A 16,687-nucleotide genomic window follows, 5' to 3' on the forward strand; every position below is an offset into this window, starting at 1 on the left:
GCTGGGGGGTCCTCCCTCGTCGTCCTTCAACACTGCTACGTACAGCATGCACTAAGTTGAGTCTATTCCGCTCAAGTTCTTACGCCCGTTCCGCGCGTTCCACCCGTTCCGCCCGGGGCGGCCGCTGCGCGCGGGGCGTCCGGCGGGTCAGCCCCAGCAGCTCCCGGGCCGGCCCGCTCGGCCGCTGCCCGGCCGGCCACACCGCGCGCAGCGGCCGTCGCAGGTCCAGCCCCTCGGCCAGCGGCACGGCCACCAGCCGCCGGACGGCCAACTCCTCCATCACCGCCAGCTCGCTCAGGCAGACCGGCCCGGCCCCGGTCATCGCCGCCGCCTTCAGCGCGGTGGACGAGGCCAGCTCCAGCCGGGGCCGCACCGTGCCCCCGTACGGCGCCAGCGCCATCTCCAGCACCTCCCGGGTGCCCGAGCCCGACTCGCGCAGCACCAGCGGGGTGGCGGCCAGCTCCGGCCCGGTCAGCGGCGCCCGGCGGCGCGCCCACGGGTGGCCGGGCGCCACCACGACCACCAGCCGGTCCGCCGCCACCACCGCGCCGGCCAGCCCGGGCGGGGTGGACGGGCCCTCGACGAAGCCGAGGTCGGCGTCCCCGGCCAGCACGTGTCCGGCGACCTCCGCCGAGTTCGCCGTCCGCAGCGTCACCGCCGTGCCCGGACTGGCCTCGGCCAGGGCCAGCAGCCAGCCCGGCATCAGGTACTCGGCGACGGTCAGGCTGGCCACCACCCGCAGCTTGGCGTCCCGCCGCTCGCGCAGCGCGTCGATCCCGGCGTCCAGCGCCTGCGCCGCCTCCACCACGTGCCCGGCCCACTCGACCACCAGCCGACCCGCCTCGGTCGGCCGGCTGCCCCGGGGCGAGCGCTCCAGCAGCGGGACGCCGATCTGCCGCTCCATGCCCTTGATCCGCGCACTGGCGGTCGGCTGGCTCACGCCCAGTTCGGCCGCGGCCCGCCCGACGCTGCCCAGCCGGGCCACCGCGAGCAGCAGTTCCAGGGCGCCGAGCTCGGGGACGCGGGGGGAGAGGGCCATAGGTCCAGGCTATGTCCTCATAGAACCCGCGGCGCTACCGGAGCCCGGCGCGGGGCGGCACGGTGGAACCATGTCCACCCTGGCCGATGCCCGCCCGCTCACCCGCCCCTCCCGTTCCTCCCGCCCCTCCCGTTCCTCGCTGGGTGCCCGCCTCGACCTCGCCCAGCTCGGCCCCAACTGGTACGCCGCCGTCATGGGCACCGCGATCCTGGGCAACGGCGCGGCCGTCCTGCCGCTCCGGCTGCCGGGGCTGATCGGCTTCGGCGAGGTGATGTGGGCGCTCGGACTCGCGGCCCTGCTGGTGCTGGGCGCGGCCCGGCTGGTCCACCTCACCCGGCACCGCGAGGCCGCCCGCACCCAGCTGCTGGACAACCCGGCCACCGCCGTCTTCTACGGCTGCCCGCCGATGGCCCTGCTCTCGGTCGGCCTCGGCACCCTGCTGCTCGGCTCCCGGGTGATCGGCACCGGCCCCGCGGTCGCCGTCGACGCCGTGCTGTGGGGCGTCGGCACCCTGTACGCGCTGGCCGTCGCCGGCGGCATCCCGTACCTGATGATCACCCGGCACCCGGTCTCCGCCCTGGAAGCCAACCCGACCTGGCTGCTGCCGGTGGTCGCCCCGCTGGTCGCCTCCGCCACCGGCCCGGCCCTCGTCCCGCACCTGCCGGCCGGGCTGCCGCAGCAGGCCATGCTGTACGCCTGCTGGGCCCTCTTCGGGATCGGCCTGCTGGCCACCCTGGTGCTGCTGCCGGTGGTCTTCACCGGGCTGTTCCACAGCAAGCTGCCCACCCTGGTGCTCACCCCCTCGCTGTTCCTGGTGCTCGGCCCGCTCGGCCAGTCCGTCACCGCCGTCCACCAACTCGCCGACGCCGCCCGCCCGGTGCTGCCCGCGCTGGCCCCCGCCATGCTCCCCTTCGCGGAGCTGTACGGCGTCGCGGTGCTCGGCGTCGCGATGCTCTGGCTGGCCGTCGCGCTCACCGCCAACCTGCGCGCCCGCCGGGCCGGCATGCCGTTCGCGATGACCTGGTGGGCGTACACCTTCCCGATCGGCACCTGCGTCACCGGCGCCTCCGCGCTCGCCCGGCACACCGGGTTCGGCGGCTTCACCGCGATCGCCGCCGGGCTCTACCTGCTGCTGGCCACCGCCTGGGTGCTCGCCGCCGGCGGGACCGCCGCCGGGCTCGCCCGGGGACGCCTGCTGGGGCGTGCCTGACTCCTCCCGCGGCACGCCGCCGTTGCAGGAACCCGCACCCGCGGCCCGACCGCGCACGGCCGACCGACCGTACGGGCGGTGACCACCCGGGCACCGCGCTGGCCTCGGCCTTTACCGGAACCCGGCCCGCCGCTCGACCCCTCCCGCCGTACCCGTCGTGCAGATAGCTGCAATTGCGCGAACCTGCACTCGGGCGACACTTGTTCACCGGCCGTCGCGCTGTGAGGGTGGAGTCACGCCAGGCCGTCCGGGCACCGCAGCCCGATGGTGGCGACTTGCTCTTCGGAACTGACCACGGGTGCAACGTCCCGCACGCGTGAAACGGGGGGGAAGAGCGCCGGCCGGGGCGCCATGTGTGGTGATGGCCCCCGGAACCGGAGCCGTCGAGGCGTTGCTGCTCCGCCTCGACGGAAGCGCCTGGGCACGGGCGTGGCGACGTCGGCCCCCAGGACACCCCGGAGTGCGACGGCACCCGGGCCCCGGGGGCCGACGTCGAGCCCGGTACCGTGACCGCCGAGCCCCGCGCCCGACGGCGCGGGCGCGGCGACGAGGGAGAAGCATCCGGCAGGGAGTGTGCGACGTGACGGCGGAACCGGCGGTCGCGCCGCAGCACGGACAGCCACCGGGCGAGGAACCCGACGAGGCCGCCCGGCAGCTGTACCTGGCGATCCTCGCCCGGGGCGGCCGCATCCCGTTCACCGACACCCAGGACACCGGCCAGGCCGCGCTCCAGCAGCTCGTCGACCTCGGCCTGCTCATCGCCAACCCGATGGACCACTGCTACACCGCCGTCAGCCCGCGCTCCGTCACCGACCGCCTGGGCGCCGAACTCCGCAGCGAGGCGACCAGGCTGCTGGTCCGCGCGGAGAACCTCCCGGGCGCCCTCGACGGCCTCACCCGCGCCTACGACGCGATGCCCCGGCCCTCCGGCCGGGCCGGCGGCGCCGTCCACGTCGAGGGCCACGTCCACATCCGCCAGCGGATCTCCCAGCTCGCCTCCGACTGCCGCTCCGAAGTCCTCGCCGCCCAACCCGGCCACCGCCCCGCCGGCACCCTGCAAGTCGCCCTCCTCCAGGACCTCCACCTGCTCCAGCGCGGCTGCTCCCTGCGCACCATCTACCAGCCCGTCGCCCTCGCCGACCCGCCCGCCCTCGCCTACGTCGAAGAGGTCACCCAGCACGGCTCCCTCATCCGTGTCCTCGACGAGCCGTTCCAGCGGCTGCTCGTCTTCGACCGCACCGTCGCCGTGATCTCCGCCAACGACGACAACAGCACGGCCGCCTTCATCACCGACCCGGCCGCCATCACCTTCCTGGTCGGCGCCTTCGAACGCGACTGGGCCCGCGCCGAAACCGCCGAAACCTCCGCCGCCCTCGGCCCCACCCGCACCATCCCCGACCGGGTCGGCCGGCTCCTCGCCCGAGGCCTCACCCAGCGCGCCGTCGCCACCCGCCTCGGCCTCAGCGAACGCACCGTCGCCGCCCACATCTCCCGCCTCCGCGACCGCCACGGCGCCCAGACCCTCTTCCAACTCGGCTGGCTGATGAGAGGCGCCCGCGATGACCGATGAACCCGGCCCCGCCGAGCGGGCCCCAGCCGCCCGGCCCGCCCCGCGCCCGTACCCTCGTCCACCTCGGCGGGCGGCTCCGGGGGGATCCCCATGACCGATCCGTCGACCTCCCCCCTGCCCGACGACGCCGCCCGGGCGCTGTACCTCGCCGTCGTCGGCAACGGCGGCATCCTCCGGGCGGCCGACCTGACTCCGGGTGACGAACCGGTCCTGGGGCGGTTGCTCGACCTCGGACTGGTCGTCCCGAGGGTCGAGGACGCGGCCTACGCCGCGGTGAACCCGCGTGTCGTCATCGGCCGGATCGGGTCCGAACTGCGTTCCGTGGGTGGCGAACTGCTGGCCAGGGCGGACGAAGCGCCCGAGCGGTTCGCCGAGTTGGCGCAGGCCTTCGACGTCACGCCGCGCCACCCCGAGTGCTCCGTCGATGTCACGTACGTGCACGGCTTCGAACAGATCCGCCTGCGCCTGGCCCAACTCGACGCCGAGTGCTCGCAGGAGATGCTGTCCGCCCAGCCCGGCGGTGCCCGGCCCGTCGAGGGGCTCCCGGACGCCCTCGACCGGATGCGGCGGCTCGCCGAGCGCGGCGGCACCGTCCGGGGCATCTACGAGCCGGCGGCGGCCGCAGACCCGGCGACCGCCGCCTTCGCCGCCGCGTCCGCCGAGATCGGCTGCCGGTACCGGGTGCTGGGCGAGCCGTTCCGGCGGGTCCTGATCTACGACCGGAAGGTGGCCGTCATCCCCGCCGCGTCCGACAACAGCCGCGCGGCCTTCGTCGAGGACCCGGTGGTGGTCGACTTCATGGCCGACGCCTTCGAACGCGACTGGCAGCGCGCCGCCCGGGTCCGCTGGTCCCGTGGCCCGGAAGCCACCGAACCAGCCGATTCCCTGCCCGACCAGGTCGGCCGTTTCCTCGCCCAGGGCCTCACCCAGCGCGCCATCGCCACCCGCCTCGGCCTGAGCGAACGCACGGTGGCCGGCCACATCGCCCGGCTGCGCGAACTGTACGACGCCGAGACGCTCTTCCAACTCGGCTGGCAGCTCCGGTCGGCGGCCGACGCCGCCCGTCGGCGGGTGCCGTGATGCACGGGCGCGGCGCCGAGCGGCCCGACCAGGCCGCACACGACCTGTACCTGCGCATCCTCCGGCGCGGCGGCTGGATCGACCGGGCCGAGGTGGCCGACGCCGACCGGCCGGCCCTGGAACACCTGCTCGCGCTCGGGCTGCTGCTCGCCCGGCCCGAATCCGACGTCTGCACCGCCGTCAACCCGCGGACGGTCGGCGACCGGATCAGTGCCGAGCTCCGGGCCGAAGGCACCCGGCTTCTCGTCCAGGCCGCCCAACTCCCGCAGGCCCTAGACGACCTGACCAAGGCCTACGACACGGCCCCGCGCCCGACCGACCGCGCCGGTACGGTGCATCACGTCCAGGGCCTCGGCGCGGTCATCCGGCGGTTCACCGAGGTGGAGGCGGCCTGTCGCCAGGAGATCCTCGTCGCCCAGCCCGGCCGGCCCCGCCACGCCCACCAGCTGGAGGAGGCCCTGGAACGGATCGGCCGGTTCTGCGGCCGGGGCGGCCGGATCCGGGTGATCTACGCACCCGGCGCCGTCCGGGACCAGGCGACCGCCGACCACACCGCCCGCGGCACCGAACTGGGCGCCCGCTTCCGGGTCCTGGCCGAGCCGTTCCGCCACCTGCACATCTTCGACCGCCGGATCGCCGTGCTCCAGTCCGCCGACGACCTCCGGAGCGCGACCTTCATCGAGGATCCGGCGACCGTCGACCACTTCCTGGCCGTGTTCGAACGGGACTGGGCCCGCTCGGGCCGCCTCCTCTGGAGCGCCGACCAGGCGTCCGCTCCCGAGTCGACGGCCCACGAGCAGGTCGGCCGGCTCCTCGCTCAGGGCCTCACCCAGCGCGCCATCGCCGGCCGCCTCGGCCTCAGCGAGCGGACGGTGGCCGGCCACATCGCCCGGCTGCGCGAACTGCACGACGCGGAGACGCTGTTCCAGCTGGGCTGGCAGCTGCGGGGCGCCCGGACGGGGGAGCCCGATGGGTGAGCGCTGTTCAGCCGGTGGCGGCGCTGGTCGGCCAGTAGCCGGCCCGGCCGACGACGGGGGGCTGCTGCCGGGGGACGTTGAACTGCTCACCGGGGGCGGTCCAGAAGCCCTCGCGCAGGGACAGCGCCATGCCGGCCCAGTCGAGCGCGGTCTCCACGGTGTGGTTGAGGGCCTCCTGCGACCAGGTGTCGTCGAAGACCAGCGGCAGGACGGGGGCGACCTGCTCGATGGTGGCGATCAGCGGGTTGTGCGTGATGGCCTCGTCGACGAGGAGGACGATCGGCTTCCGCAGCGCCGACGCCCACCCCAGCTCCAGGCTCACCCCGGCCGACAGCGGCGCCCCGACGTAGGCGAACACGAGGTCCGCGGACTGCAGGGCCCGGAAGTCGGACGGCACCCGGGGCTCCGGCGCCTGCCCGGCGACGGTCCAGGCATCACTGTGGTGCGCGCTGTACACGGCGGCACCGCTGCGGAGCAGGGTGGTACGGAGCGTCGTCAGCCGCGTCCGGCTGGCGAGCGTCACCACACTGTCCGCGGGCCCGGTCAGCCGCATCAGCGGCGCGGCCAGGAACACACGCGCACGCCGGCCCTCGGGGGTCTGTCCGGCGTGCTCTCGCAGGTAGGGCTCACTCATTGTCGACTCCGGGGATAGGTGCCAACCAGGCCGATCGCCCCGTTGGGTGGTGACTATCGGAATGCTGCTGTGCATTCGTTGTGGTCGAAACGAACTAGTCATGGACATGTTGTTTGTGGTGTCCCCGTCTTCCCCCTCCCGCGAGAGGGGTTGGGGAGTGCACTGATCGTCTCTGTCGACCGTCGCCACCGTCCACAGAGCCGTGGTGTCATCTCGATGCCTGGCAGAGAGATGACGCACTGGGGTAGCAGGCCCCCTGGCTTCCGGCATGGGCTTGCGGCATTATGTGGCAGGTTGTTCGAAACAATGGCTGGGTACCCGCGTCAAGTCTTAAACAAAGAGAGGGGGCACCATGTCTCGGATACGCCGGGTGGTGCGGTTTGTCCTGGTTCCAGTCGTTGTGGGTCTGGCGCTTTTCATCAGCAGCGGTTCGAGTCCGGCCGACGACACGATCTGGAACATCGGGGTTTCCCACGATGCGGCAGCGCCGAAGACCATGGCGCTGGCCAATGACACGATCTGGAACTGAGACCGCCGCGACGCTTGGTCAGTGATAGCTGTCGGAGTCGGTCGGAACGCTGTTCCTGGCCAATGCGTACCCGAGTTGGAAGAGCGACTCGACATTGTGCTCGTCGCGCATCTCGGCCAGGTGCCGCGCGAGCGTCCTTTCACTGATGCCGAGTCTGCGGGCGATCACCCGGTGGTTCACGCCTTCGAGCATGAGGTCGATGATCGTCTGCCGCATCCCGGAGACCACCTGCTGCGGAACGGCGCGCGCGCCGTCGAAGTCCAGCGCCCGGCTCCAGTTCCGCTCGAAGATCTCGCTGATCAGGTAGCTGATGACGGCCCGATCGTGCACGAAGGCAGCCAGATTGAGGTCCTCGGCGATGGGGATGACCGCGATTCGGCGATCGATGACGATCAATCGCGTGTAGGGCTCCTCCAGCGTCCGGAACCGCCCGCCGGCCTTGGTTATCGTGGCCACGTATTCCCTGGTGGGAGCGTGGTACCGGGTGCTCGGGTGGTAGATCGTCCTGAGCGTGATGCCCAGGCGGAGGGCTTCGAGGTCGCGGGTGAGGATGCCGGTGAGCGCCTCCGACGGGCGCGGCCCGCCGGGTTGGGCGGCGAGGATCTCCTCCGAGGCGCTGGCGACGATCTGCTGCACCCGCTGGTTGATCAGCACCTTCCCCCGCACGTACTCGATCGCGCCGCCGGCCTGCTCCGGTGAGTGGTAGGCGGCCGTCAGGTCGTGGAGATCGGTGGCGAGGGCCGACGCGCGGGTGAGCAGGTCGAGCGCCTGGCGCTGCCAGGTCACGGAGAGGCTCTCGGACAGCTGCTGGGGGTCGACCGCGACGAGGACACCGGGCTCGTCGGTGTCGGCGACCAGAAGGCCTATGGCCACCAACTCCTCCTGGGCTCCGCCCGCCCTGGCGAGGTCGGAGTCCTTCGGAAGCCGTCCGTTCTCGCGGATGACCGCCAGATACAACTCCCGCGCTTCTTTCGAGAGGACGGAGGGCCCAATCGCGGCGGTACTGGGCTGTTCTCGTCCACTCATCTGCGGGCTCCTTGCCGTGGCCGTGTCTGCACTACCTGCCGGGCACCAATACCGGAATCGCAGTGCAGCATGCCAGATCGGGTGGCATCGGTGAGGGCGGCCAGATTTGTTCGACAGCACTCTCTCACCACGATCAAGCCGCCGGCACCCCCCGGGTGGAGGGGAGCCGGCGGCCGGAGGTGTTCAGCCAAGTCTCAGCGTTTGGGGCGCCAGACGACCAGGGCGCTGGACTGGGTGGGGGGCTGGTAGGGGACGAGGTCGCGGCGGTAGGAGGCGTGGACGGCGGCCTCGCGCTGCTGGAGGGCGCTGGTGGCGCCTTCGAGGGAGTCGACCAGTTCGCCGATGCGGGACTGGAGCGCGGTGACCTGGTTCTCCAGCTCGATGATCCGCTTGATGCCGGCCAGGTTGATGCCCTCGTCCTGGGAGAGCCGCTGGACCTCGCGCAGCTGCTGGATGTCGCGCGCGGAGTAGCGGCGGCCCCGGCCGGCGGTGCGGTCGGGGCTGACCAGACCGAGGCGGTCGTACTGGCGGAGGGTCTGCGGGTGCAGGCCGGAGAGCTCGGCGGCGACGGAGATGACGTACACCGGGGTGTCCTCGGTGAGGACGTACTGCGGCGGGGCGGTGGGCCGCCGGGTGCGGCGGCCGTCGCCGGGCAGGCCGGAGCCGATGCCGGGCAGGCCTTCACCGATGCCGGGGCCGATGGGGCTGTCGGGGATCATCTGGTCGTCACGCTCCCTTCGCCGCCCGGAACAGGGCGGCTCGTGGGTCGTCGGAGGCGGTGGCCTCGCGGTACTGCTCCAGGGCGTTCAGCGCGTCCCCGGTGACGTGCCGCGGCACCACGACCTCGACGGTGACGAGGAGGTCGCCGCGGGTGCCGTCCTTGCGGGTGGCACCCTTGCCGCGGGCGCGCATGGTGAGGCCGTTGGCGCTGCCGGGGGGCAGCTTCAGCTTCACGGCGGGCCCGTTCAGCGTGGGCACCTCGATGGTGGCGCCGAGGGTGGCCTCGGGGAAGGTGACGGGGACGGTGACGGTGAGGTTGTCCCCCTTGCGCCCGAAGACGGGGTGCGGGCCGACGTGCACGGTGACGTAGAGGTCGCCGGGCTGTCCGCCGCGTTCGCCCTGGGCGCCCTTGCCCTTGAGCCGGATGCGCTGGGCGTCCTGGACGCCGGCCGGGATGCGGACCTGCATGGTGTGGGCGGAGCTGGCCCGGCCGCTGCCGTGGCAGTCGACGCACGGGTCGTCGACGATCATGCCGCGCCCGCGGCAGTCCTTGCACGGCTCGGAGAGCGCGAACGCGCCCTGGCCGCGGCTGACGGTGCCGGCGCCGACGCAGGTCGGGCAGACCCGCGGGGTGGTGCCGGACTTGGCGCCGGTGCCGTTGCAGCTGCGGCAGGGGGCCTGGCTGGTCATCCGCAGCGGGACGGTCGCACCGTCGACAGCCTCGTCGAAGGCGAGGGTCACCTCGGTCTCGACGTCGGCGCCGCGCCGGGGCTGGGCCTGCCGGCCGCCGCCGCGGTTGAAGAGCCCGCCGAAGACGTCGCCGAGCCCGCCGCTGCCGGTGTTCTGGCTGCCGCTGAAGAGGTCGCCGAAGTCGAAGTTGTAGCTGCCGTTGCCCTGGCCGGGTCCGCCGGCCCGGAAGCCGCCGTTGGCGAAGAGGCTGCGGGCCTCGTCGTACTCCTTGCGGCGCTTCTCGTCGGACAGGACGTCGTAGGCCTCGGAGATGTCCTTGAAGCGTTCCTCGGCCTTGACGTCACCCTTGTTGGCGTCCGGGTGGAACTCGCGCGCGAGCTTGCGGTAGGTCTTCTTGATCTCGGCGGCGGTGGCGTCCTTGGGCACGCCGAGGACCTTGTAGTAGTCCTTCTCCACGTAGTCCTTGCCACTCATGCGTCCACCTCGCTCCGCTCGGCAGCCGCTCCGCGCAACACGCGCCTTTCAACGATTCGTTTTTCAACGATTCGCTCGCTGCGCTTGCTCATAGCTGCCGCCACCTCCCGATGTCCATCGTCGCTGCGCTGTCAACAGCCGCTTCACCGGGCGCTGTTGACAGCGCGCTGCGGAGCCGGCCGCCGTACTGGCCGGCGTACGACTCCGCAGCGCACTGGTTGTCAGCTGTCACAGGTTGTCAGCTGTCCGAACCACCGTCGGACTTGTCCGCGTCCCCGGACTTCGCCTCGCCGTCGGGCGCGGCCGTGGTCTGGGTGCCCGGCTGGGGCTCCGCGACGGCGACCATGGCGGGGCGGATGATCCGCTCGCCGATGCGGTAGCCGGGCTGGAGGATCTGCACGCAGGTGTCCTCGGTGACGTCCGAGGAGTAGCTGTGCATCAGCGCCTCGTGCATGGTCGGGTCGAAGGGCTCGCCCTCCTTGCCGAACTGCTGGAGGCCCAGCTTGGCGACGACCGTCTCCAGGGACTCGGCGACGGACTTGAAGCCGCCGGTGACCTCGCCGTGCTCGCGGGCGCGGCCGATGTCGTCGAGCACCGGGATCAGGGACTCCAGGATGTTGGAGACCGCGATCTCGCGGACCGTCAGCCGGTCGCGCTCGACCCGCTTGCGGTAGTTCTGGTACTCGGCCTGCAGGCGCTGCAGGTCGGCGGTGCGCTCGGCCGACTCCCGCTTGGCAGTGGCGAGTTCGTCGGAGCCCGCACCGGAGCCGGAGTCGGCGGCGCCGGCTGCGGCGGCCTCCTCGGCGGCCTTGATCACAGCCTCGTCGGCGGCGGAGTCGTCGCCGGGCTTGCCGCCCTGCGGCTTGTCCGTCATGCCGCACCGCCCTTGGGCTTCTCGTCGTCCACGATCTCGGCGTCGACGACGTCGTCGTCCTTGGCCTGGGTGGACTCGCCGGCCGGGGCGGCGGCGTCGGCGTTGGCGTACAGCGCCTGGCCGAGCTTCTGCGCGGTGGTGGAGACCTTCTCCGAGGCTTCGCGGATCTTCGCGATGTCCTCGCCCTTCAGGGCCTCCTTGAGCTCGCCGATGGCGGTCTCGACCTCGGCCTTGACGTCGGCGGGGAGCTTGTCGGTGTTGTCGGCGATGAACTTCTCGGTCGAGTAGACGAGCTGCTCGGCGGAGTTGCGGGTCTCGACGGACTCGCGGCGCTTGTGGTCCTCCTCCGCGTACTGCTCGGCCTCGCGCATCATGCGCTCGATGTCGTCCTTCGGCAGCGCGGAGCCGCCGGTGACGGTCATCTTCTGCTCCTTGCCGGTGCCGAGGTCCTTCGCGCCGACGTGCATGATGCCGTTGGCATCGATGTCGAAGGTGACCTCGATCTGCGGCAGGCCGCGCGGCGCCGGCGGCAGGCCGGTCAGCTCGAACATGCCCAGCTTCTTGTTGTACGCCGCGATCTCGCGCTCGCCCTGGTAGACCTGGATCTGCACGGACGGCTGGTTGTCCTCGGCCGTGGTGAAGATCTCGGAGCGCTTGGTCGGGATCGTGGTGTTGCGCTCGATCAGCTTGGTCATGATGCCGCCCTTGGTCTCGATGCCGAGGGACAGCGGGGTGACGTCGAGCAGCAGGACGTCCTTGACCTCGCCCTTGAGGACACCGGCCTGGAGCGCGGCGCCGATGGCGACGACCTCGTCCGGGTTGACGCCCTTGTTGGCGTCCTTGCCGCCGGTCAGCTCGCGGACGAGCTCGGCGACGGCGGGCATGCGGGTCGAGCCGCCGACCAGGACGACGTGGTCGATCTCGGAGAGCGAGATGCCGGCGTCCTTGATCACGTTGTGGAACGGGACCTTGCAGCGCTCCAGCAGGTCGGAGGTGAGCTGCTGGAACTGGGCGCGGGTGAGCTTCTCGTCCAGGTGCAGCGGGCCCTCGGCGGAGGCCGTGATGTAGGGCAGGTTGATCGAGGTCTCGGAGGACGAGGACAGCTCGATCTTGGCCTTCTCGGCGGCCTCGCGCAGACGCTGCAGGGCCATCTTGTCCTTGGACAGGTCGACGCCGTGGCCGGCCTGGAAGACCTTGACCAGGTGGTCGACGACCTTCTGGTCCCAGTCGTCACCACCGAGGTGGTTGTCACCGTTGGTGGCCTTCACCTCGACGACCCCGTCGCCGATCTCCAGCAGGGAGACGTCGAAGGTGCCGCCGCCGAGGTCGAAGACCAGGATGGTCTGGTCGTCTTTGTCGAGGCCGTAGGCCAGGGCGGCCGCGGTCGGCTCGTTGACGATGCGCAGGACGTTGAGGCCCGCGATCTCACCGGCCTCCTTGGTGGCCTGGCGCTCGGAGTCGGAGAAGTACGCCGGAACGGTGATGACGGCGTCGGTGACGGTCTCACCCAGGTAGGCCTCGGCGTCCCGCTTCAGCTTCTGCAGCACGAAGGCGCTGATCTGCTGCGGGTTGAAGTCCTTGCCGTCCAGGTTGATCTTCCACCCGGTGCCCATGTGGCGCTTGACCGAGCGAATGGTGCGATCGACGTTGGTGACCGCCTGACGCTTGGCCACCTCGCCGACCAGGACCTCGCCGTTCTTCGCGAAAGCGACGACGGACGGCGTGGTCCGCGCGCCCTCGGCGTTCGTGATGACGGTGGGCTCGCCACCCTCCAGAACGCTGACGACCGAGTTCGTCGTACCGAGGTCGATGCCGACCGCGCGTGCCATCGTAAATACCTCCACGGAAGAGTTGAGCTTTACAGGCTCAAGGATGCATGACCGGATGGGTGTCGTCAACAGGGATGAGTCGCCGCCGCTCAACTTTGCTGAGCGGTCTCCTTCCCGCGGCCGCGGCGACTTCCCGTGGCCTTGGTCGTGGCCGTGGTCGCCGGCCGCGGCGCGTGTGGCGCCACGTGACTGCCGCCATAGCTTGGGAACCTTCTGGAGGACTGGTGGTGGGCGGTAATGTCCGGGCCGTCGGCCCGGAAAGTTACCGGCGAGTACAATCCCTTCCACGCAAGACCGTTCAAAGACCGCTCAACAGCAAGCCGCAGGAGACGGAGAGCCGATGCAGCTAGCAGCGATCGTCATCTCGCTGGTCACGTTCGTGATCGGCACCGCGCTCGCCGCCCGTGCGGCGCTGTACATCTACAAAGTGGTACGGACCGGCCAGCCGGACCCCACCCGCTTCGGTCAGCCCGCCCAGCGGGTGAAGACCGTCGCGGTCGAGTTCGTCGGACACACCCGGATGAACCGCTGGGGGATCGTGGGCATCGCCCACTGGTTCGTCGCGGTCGGCTTCTTCAGCCTGGTGCTGACCATCGTCAACGCCTTCGGCCAGCTCTTCGACGCCGAGTTCGCGCTGCCGATCATCGGCCACTGGATGCTCTGGCAGCTCTTCGTCGAGCTCGTCGGCACCCTCACCACGCTGGGCATCGCGACGCTGATCGTGATCCGGCTGCTCAGCCTGCCGTCCCGGTCCGGCCGCAAGTCCCGCTTCGCCGGCTCGATCGCCTGGCAGGCCTTCTACGTCGAGTACACGATCCTCGGCATCGGCCTCTGCATCCTGATGCTGCGCGCCCTGGAGGGCGCCCTCAACGGCGTCGACTCGTACGGGCCCGAGCACCTGGTCTCGTACCCGCTGGTCTCCGCCTTCAGCGGCCTGTCGCACGGCACGCTGGAGAACCTGATCTACCTCTTCGCGATGCTGAAGATCTGCATCTCGTTCGCGTGGGCGACCACCATCGGCATCAACCCCTCGATGGGCGTGGCCTGGCACCGCTTCCTCGGCTTCTTCAACATCTACTTCAAGCGCGAGGAGGACGGCGGCACCGCGCTCGGCGCCCTGCGTCCGATGACCAGCGGCGGTCAGCCGATCGACTTCGAGGACCCGGCCGACGACGCCGTGTTCGGCGTCTCCCAGGTCGAGCACTTCTCCTGGAAGGGCATCCTCGACTTCTCCACCTGCACCGAGTGCGGCCGCTGCCAGTCGCAGTGCCCGGCCTGGAACACCGGCAAGCCGCTCTCGCCGAAGCTGCTGATCATGGGCCTGCGCGAGCACGCCTTCGGCAAGGCGCCCTACCTGCTGGCCGGTGGCGGCAAGGACATGGAGGGCGAGGAGAAGGCCACCGCCGAGCAGCTCAAGGACGTCCCGGCGGCCGCCCTGGCCGAGGCCGAGCGCCCGCTGATCGGCACCGCCGAGGAGAACGGCGTCATCGACCCGGATGTCCTGTGGTCCTGCACCACCTGCGGCGCCTGCGTCGAGCAGTGCCCGGTGGACATCGAGCACATCGACCACATCGTCGACATGCGCCGCTACCAGGTGATGATCGAGTCCTCGTTCCCGACCGAGGCCGGGACGATGCTCAAGAACCTGGAGAACAAGGGCAACCCGTGGGGCATGGCCACCAAGGCCCGCCTGGACTGGGTCAAGGAGCTCAAGAAGGAGACCGGCATCGAGGTGCCGGTGATCGGCGAGGACATCGACCCCGCCGAGGTCGAGTACCTCTACTGGGTCGGCTGCGCCGGCGCCCTGGAGGACCGCGCCAAGAAGACCACCAAGGCCTTCGCCGAGCTGCTGCACACCGCGGGCGTGAAGTTCGCCATCCTCGGCAAGGAGGAGTCCTGCACCGGTGACTCCGCCCGCCGGCTGGGCAACGAGTTCCTCTTCCAGATGCTCGGCGCGCAGAACGTCGAGACGCTGAACGCGGCCCTGGAGGACGCGCCGGTCAAGCGGATCGTCGCCACCTGCCCGCACTGCTTCAACACCATCGCCAACGAGTACCCGCAGCTGGGCGGCCACTTCGAGGTCATCCACCACACCCAGCTGCTGCAGCACCTGATCGACGAGGGCAAGCTCGTCCCGGTCAACCCGGTCGAGGGCCTGATCACCTACCACGACCCCTGCTACCTGGGCCGCCACAACAAGGTCTACAGCCCGCCGCGCGAGATCATGGACAAGGTCCCCGGTCTGCGCCAGCAGGAGATGCACCGGCACAAGGAGCGCGGCTTCTGCTGCGGCGCCGGCGGTGCCCGGATGTGGATGGAGGAGCGCATCGGCAAGCGGATCAACACCGAGCGCGTGGACGAGGCGCTGTCCCTCAACCCGGACATCGTCTCCACCGCCTGCCCGTTCTGCCTGGTGATGCTCTCCGACTCGGTCAACGGCAAGAAGAACGAGGGCGCCGCCAAGGAGCACCTGAAGGTGGTCGACGTCGCCCAGCTGCTGCTCGACTCGGTGAGGGCGACCCCGCCGGCCGCCGCCGAGGAGCCTGCGACGGTGGACGCGTAGCGTCCTCTGTTCGACAGTTCTGCTACAACTGCCCGGCCCGGTGGTCGCCGCGAGAGCGCCCGCCGGGCCTGGCTTTTGGGGGGCCGGGACGGGCCGGACCGGGGGCGGATCCGGGGCGGGACCCGTAGGGGAGTGGTGCCAATCGCACGGCCGCCTGAGTGTCCGCCCGTTGGGAGGAAATACAGTAGGCGGCAGACCGGCCTCGCGCCGGTCGACCCGTTCCGGACGGCCGGACGGGTCCTGACCACCGACGGAGGTATCGGCCCGCCGGGCCGGGCCGCAGAGCACAAGGGGAACAGCGCAGACCATGACCGAGGCGATCATGCTGGTCGGTGGTAAGGGCACGCGACTGCGTCCGCTGACCACCCACACCCCCAAGCCCATGCTGCCGGTGGCGGGCGTCCCCTTCATCGCACACCAGCTGGCCCGCGCGGCCGCCGCCGGCGTCACCCGCGTCGTGCTGGCCACCTCCTACCTGGCCGAGGTCTTCGAGGACCACTTCCAGGACGGCACCCCGTACGGCATCGAGCTGGTCTACCTGACCGAACGCGAGCCGCTGGGCACCGGCGGCGCGATCCGCAACGCGGCGACCGGGCTGACCTGCGGCCCCGACGAGCCCGTGCTGGTCTTCAACGGCGACATCCTCTCCGGCGTCGACATCGCCGCCCTGCGCGACGGCCACGTGGCCGCCGGGGCCGACGTCACCCTGCACCTCACCCGGGTCGAGGACCCGCGCGCCTTCGGCCTCGTCCCGACCGACGCGAACGGGCGGGTGCTGGAGTTCCTGGAGAAGCCGGAGACGCCCGAGCAGATCGTCACCGACCAGATCAACGCCGGCTGCTACGTCTTCACCCGGTCCGTCATCGACCGCATCCCGGCCGGCCGCGAGGTGTCCGTCGAACGCGAGACCTTCCCCGAGCTGCTGGCCACCGGCGCGCTGCTGCGCGGCGTCGTCGACACCTCGTACTGGCTCGACCTCGGCACCCCGGCCGCGTTCGTCCGCGGCTCGGCCGACCTGGTGCTCGGCAAGGTCGACTCCCCGGCCGTCCCCGGCCCGACCGGCGACGCCCTGCTGCTGCCCGGCGCCACCGTCCACCCCGGCGCGGTGCTCAGCGGCGGCACCGTGGTCTCCGCGAACGCGGTGGTCGAGGCCGGCGCGATCGTCGAGGGCAGCGTGATCCTGCCGGGCGCGGTGGTCGGCCCGGAGACCCTGGTCAAGGACTCCATCGTGGGCGCCTTCGCCACCGTCGGCGCCCGCTCGGCGCTGGACGGCGCGGTGATCGGCGACGGCGCGATCGTCGAGTCCGACAACGAGCTGCCGAACGGCATCCGGATCGCCTGCGGCACCCTGCTGCCGGTCGGCGCGGTCCGCACCTCGGCCGGCCCGGGCGGCTGCCCGGCCGGCACCGCCGCGGCCGCCGCGGTGCACGGGCCCTCGGTCAGCGCGCAGCGGTAGCAGGACGCCGGGCCGG

13 protein-coding genes and 1 pseudogene are annotated in these 16,687 nt (G+C 71.6%); 7 read left to right on the forward strand and 7 right to left on the reverse strand.

What is annotated here, in order from left to right:
• Positions 1-79: 79 nt before the first annotated feature.
• A complete protein-coding gene (locus ACIOGZ_RS10350) occupies positions 80-1,039 on the reverse strand; it encodes a LysR family transcriptional regulator (protein WP_363627873.1) in 960 nt (319 codons plus the stop codon).
• A gap of 70 nt (positions 1,040-1,109) precedes the next feature.
• On the opposite strand from ACIOGZ_RS10350, the gene ACIOGZ_RS10355 reads away from it, so the two are divergent.
• The 4 genes from ACIOGZ_RS10355 to ACIOGZ_RS10370 all read left to right on the forward strand — a co-directional run bounded on the left by ACIOGZ_RS10355 (position 1,110) and on the right by ACIOGZ_RS10370 (position 5,876).
• Positions 1,110-2,249, forward strand: a complete 1,140-nt coding sequence (locus ACIOGZ_RS10355) for a TDT family transporter (RefSeq protein WP_363627872.1) — start codon at positions 1,110-1,112, stop codon at positions 2,247-2,249.
• Positions 2,250-2,829: 580 nt separating this feature from the next.
• Positions 2,830-3,819 carry a LuxR C-terminal-related transcriptional regulator gene (locus tag ACIOGZ_RS10360; protein ID WP_363579813.1) on the forward strand — a complete coding sequence of 330 codons (990 nt, stop codon included), beginning with the start codon at positions 2,830-2,832 and terminating at the stop codon, positions 3,817-3,819.
• 90 nt (positions 3,820-3,909) lie between these two features.
• A complete protein-coding gene (locus ACIOGZ_RS10365) occupies positions 3,910-4,899 on the forward strand; it encodes a LuxR C-terminal-related transcriptional regulator (protein ID WP_400804193.1) in 990 nt (329 codons plus the stop codon).
• Positions 4,899-5,876, forward strand: coding sequence for a LuxR C-terminal-related transcriptional regulator (locus ACIOGZ_RS10370; RefSeq protein ID WP_363579811.1), 978 nt, complete (start codon positions 4,899-4,901; stop codon positions 5,874-5,876). Before ACIOGZ_RS10365 ends, ACIOGZ_RS10370 begins: the two co-directional genes overlap by 1 nt.
• Before the next feature lie 7 nt (positions 5,877-5,883).
• Here the strand turns inward: ACIOGZ_RS10370 and ACIOGZ_RS10375 are convergent, their stop codons facing one another.
• Positions 5,884-6,510: a hypothetical protein gene (locus ACIOGZ_RS10375; protein ID WP_063348539.1), complete on the reverse strand. Its 627-nt coding sequence runs from the start codon at positions 6,508-6,510 to the stop codon at positions 5,884-5,886.
• A gap of 352 nt (positions 6,511-6,862) precedes the next feature.
• On the opposite strand from ACIOGZ_RS10375, the gene ACIOGZ_RS10380 reads away from it, so the two are divergent.
• Positions 6,863-7,039, forward strand: a complete 177-nt coding sequence (locus ACIOGZ_RS10380; RefSeq protein WP_363579810.1) for a hypothetical protein — start codon at positions 6,863-6,865, stop codon at positions 7,037-7,039.
• 18 nt (positions 7,040-7,057) lie between these two features.
• Here the strand turns inward: ACIOGZ_RS10380 and ACIOGZ_RS10385 are convergent, their stop codons facing one another.
• The 5 genes from ACIOGZ_RS10385 to dnaK form a co-directional block, all read right to left on the reverse strand.
• Entirely contained in the window at positions 7,058-8,065 is a 1,008-nt protein-coding gene (locus tag ACIOGZ_RS10385) for a helix-turn-helix domain-containing protein (protein WP_363579809.1), read from the reverse strand.
• A 194-nt stretch (positions 8,066-8,259) separates the two neighbouring features.
• A complete protein-coding gene (locus ACIOGZ_RS10390) occupies positions 8,260-8,784 on the reverse strand; it encodes a heat shock protein transcriptional repressor HspR (protein ID WP_363579808.1) in 525 nt (174 codons plus the stop codon).
• Positions 8,785-8,791: 7 nt separating this feature from the next.
• Complete coding sequence (gene dnaJ, locus ACIOGZ_RS10395) at positions 8,792-9,949, reverse strand: molecular chaperone DnaJ (protein ID WP_363579807.1); 1,158 nt, start codon at positions 9,947-9,949, stop codon at positions 8,792-8,794.
• A gap of 238 nt (positions 9,950-10,187) precedes the next feature.
• A complete protein-coding gene (grpE, locus tag ACIOGZ_RS10400; RefSeq protein ID WP_063348542.1) occupies positions 10,188-10,823 on the reverse strand; it encodes a nucleotide exchange factor GrpE in 636 nt (211 codons plus the stop codon).
• Positions 10,820-12,652, reverse strand: coding sequence for a molecular chaperone DnaK (gene dnaK / locus ACIOGZ_RS10405; RefSeq protein ID WP_350876573.1), 1,833 nt, complete (start codon positions 12,650-12,652; stop codon positions 10,820-10,822). The genes grpE and dnaK overlap by 4 nt, the downstream gene beginning before the upstream one ends.
• Positions 12,653-12,992: 340 nt before the next feature.
• Between dnaK and ACIOGZ_RS10410 the strand changes: the two genes are divergently transcribed.
• Positions 12,993-15,215 carry a (Fe-S)-binding protein gene (locus tag ACIOGZ_RS10410; protein WP_363579806.1) on the forward strand — a complete coding sequence of 741 codons (2,223 nt, stop codon included), beginning with the start codon at positions 12,993-12,995 and terminating at the stop codon, positions 15,213-15,215.
• Between the two features lie 307 nt (positions 15,216-15,522).
• Positions 15,523-16,596 (forward strand): annotated as a pseudogene (locus tag ACIOGZ_RS10415) (sugar phosphate nucleotidyltransferase); the annotation flags it as partial.
• Positions 16,597-16,687 lie beyond the last annotated feature (91 nt).

Source organism: Kitasatospora sp. NPDC088160, from assembly GCF_044741445.1.
Classification (GTDB): Bacteria; Actinomycetota; Actinomycetes; order Streptomycetales; family Streptomycetaceae; genus Kitasatospora.

Bases quoted from the DNA above. Each gene is read 5' to 3' on its own strand.
- ACIOGZ_RS10350 (WP_363627873.1), bottom strand. From the start codon at position 1,039: ATGGCCCTCTCCCCCCGCGTCCCCGAGCTCGGCGCCCTGGAACTGCTG.
- ACIOGZ_RS10355 (WP_363627872.1), top strand. From the start codon at position 1,110: ATGTCCACCCTGGCCGATGCCCGCCCGCTCACCCGCCCCTCCCGTTCC.
- ACIOGZ_RS10365 (WP_400804193.1), top strand. From the start codon at position 3,910: ATGACCGATCCGTCGACCTCCCCCCTGCCCGACGACGCCGCCCGGGCG.
- ACIOGZ_RS10370 (WP_363579811.1), top strand. From the start codon at position 4,899: ATGCACGGGCGCGGCGCCGAGCGGCCCGACCAGGCCGCACACGACCTG.
- ACIOGZ_RS10375 (WP_063348539.1), bottom strand. From the start codon at position 6,510: ATGAGTGAGCCCTACCTGCGAGAGCACGCCGGACAGACCCCCGAGGGC.
- ACIOGZ_RS10380 (WP_363579810.1), top strand. From the start codon at position 6,863: ATGTCTCGGATACGCCGGGTGGTGCGGTTTGTCCTGGTTCCAGTCGTT.
- ACIOGZ_RS10385 (WP_363579809.1), bottom strand. From the start codon at position 8,065: ATGAGTGGACGAGAACAGCCCAGTACCGCCGCGATTGGGCCCTCCGTC.
- ACIOGZ_RS10390 (WP_363579808.1), bottom strand. From the start codon at position 8,784: ATGATCCCCGACAGCCCCATCGGCCCCGGCATCGGTGAAGGCCTGCCC.
- dnaJ (WP_363579807.1), bottom strand. From the start codon at position 9,949: ATGAGTGGCAAGGACTACGTGGAGAAGGACTACTACAAGGTCCTCGGC.
- grpE (WP_063348542.1), bottom strand. From the start codon at position 10,823: ATGACGGACAAGCCGCAGGGCGGCAAGCCCGGCGACGACTCCGCCGCC.
- dnaK (WP_350876573.1), bottom strand. From the start codon at position 12,652: ATGGCACGCGCGGTCGGCATCGACCTCGGTACGACGAACTCGGTCGTC.
- ACIOGZ_RS10410 (WP_363579806.1), top strand. From the start codon at position 12,993: ATGCAGCTAGCAGCGATCGTCATCTCGCTGGTCACGTTCGTGATCGGC.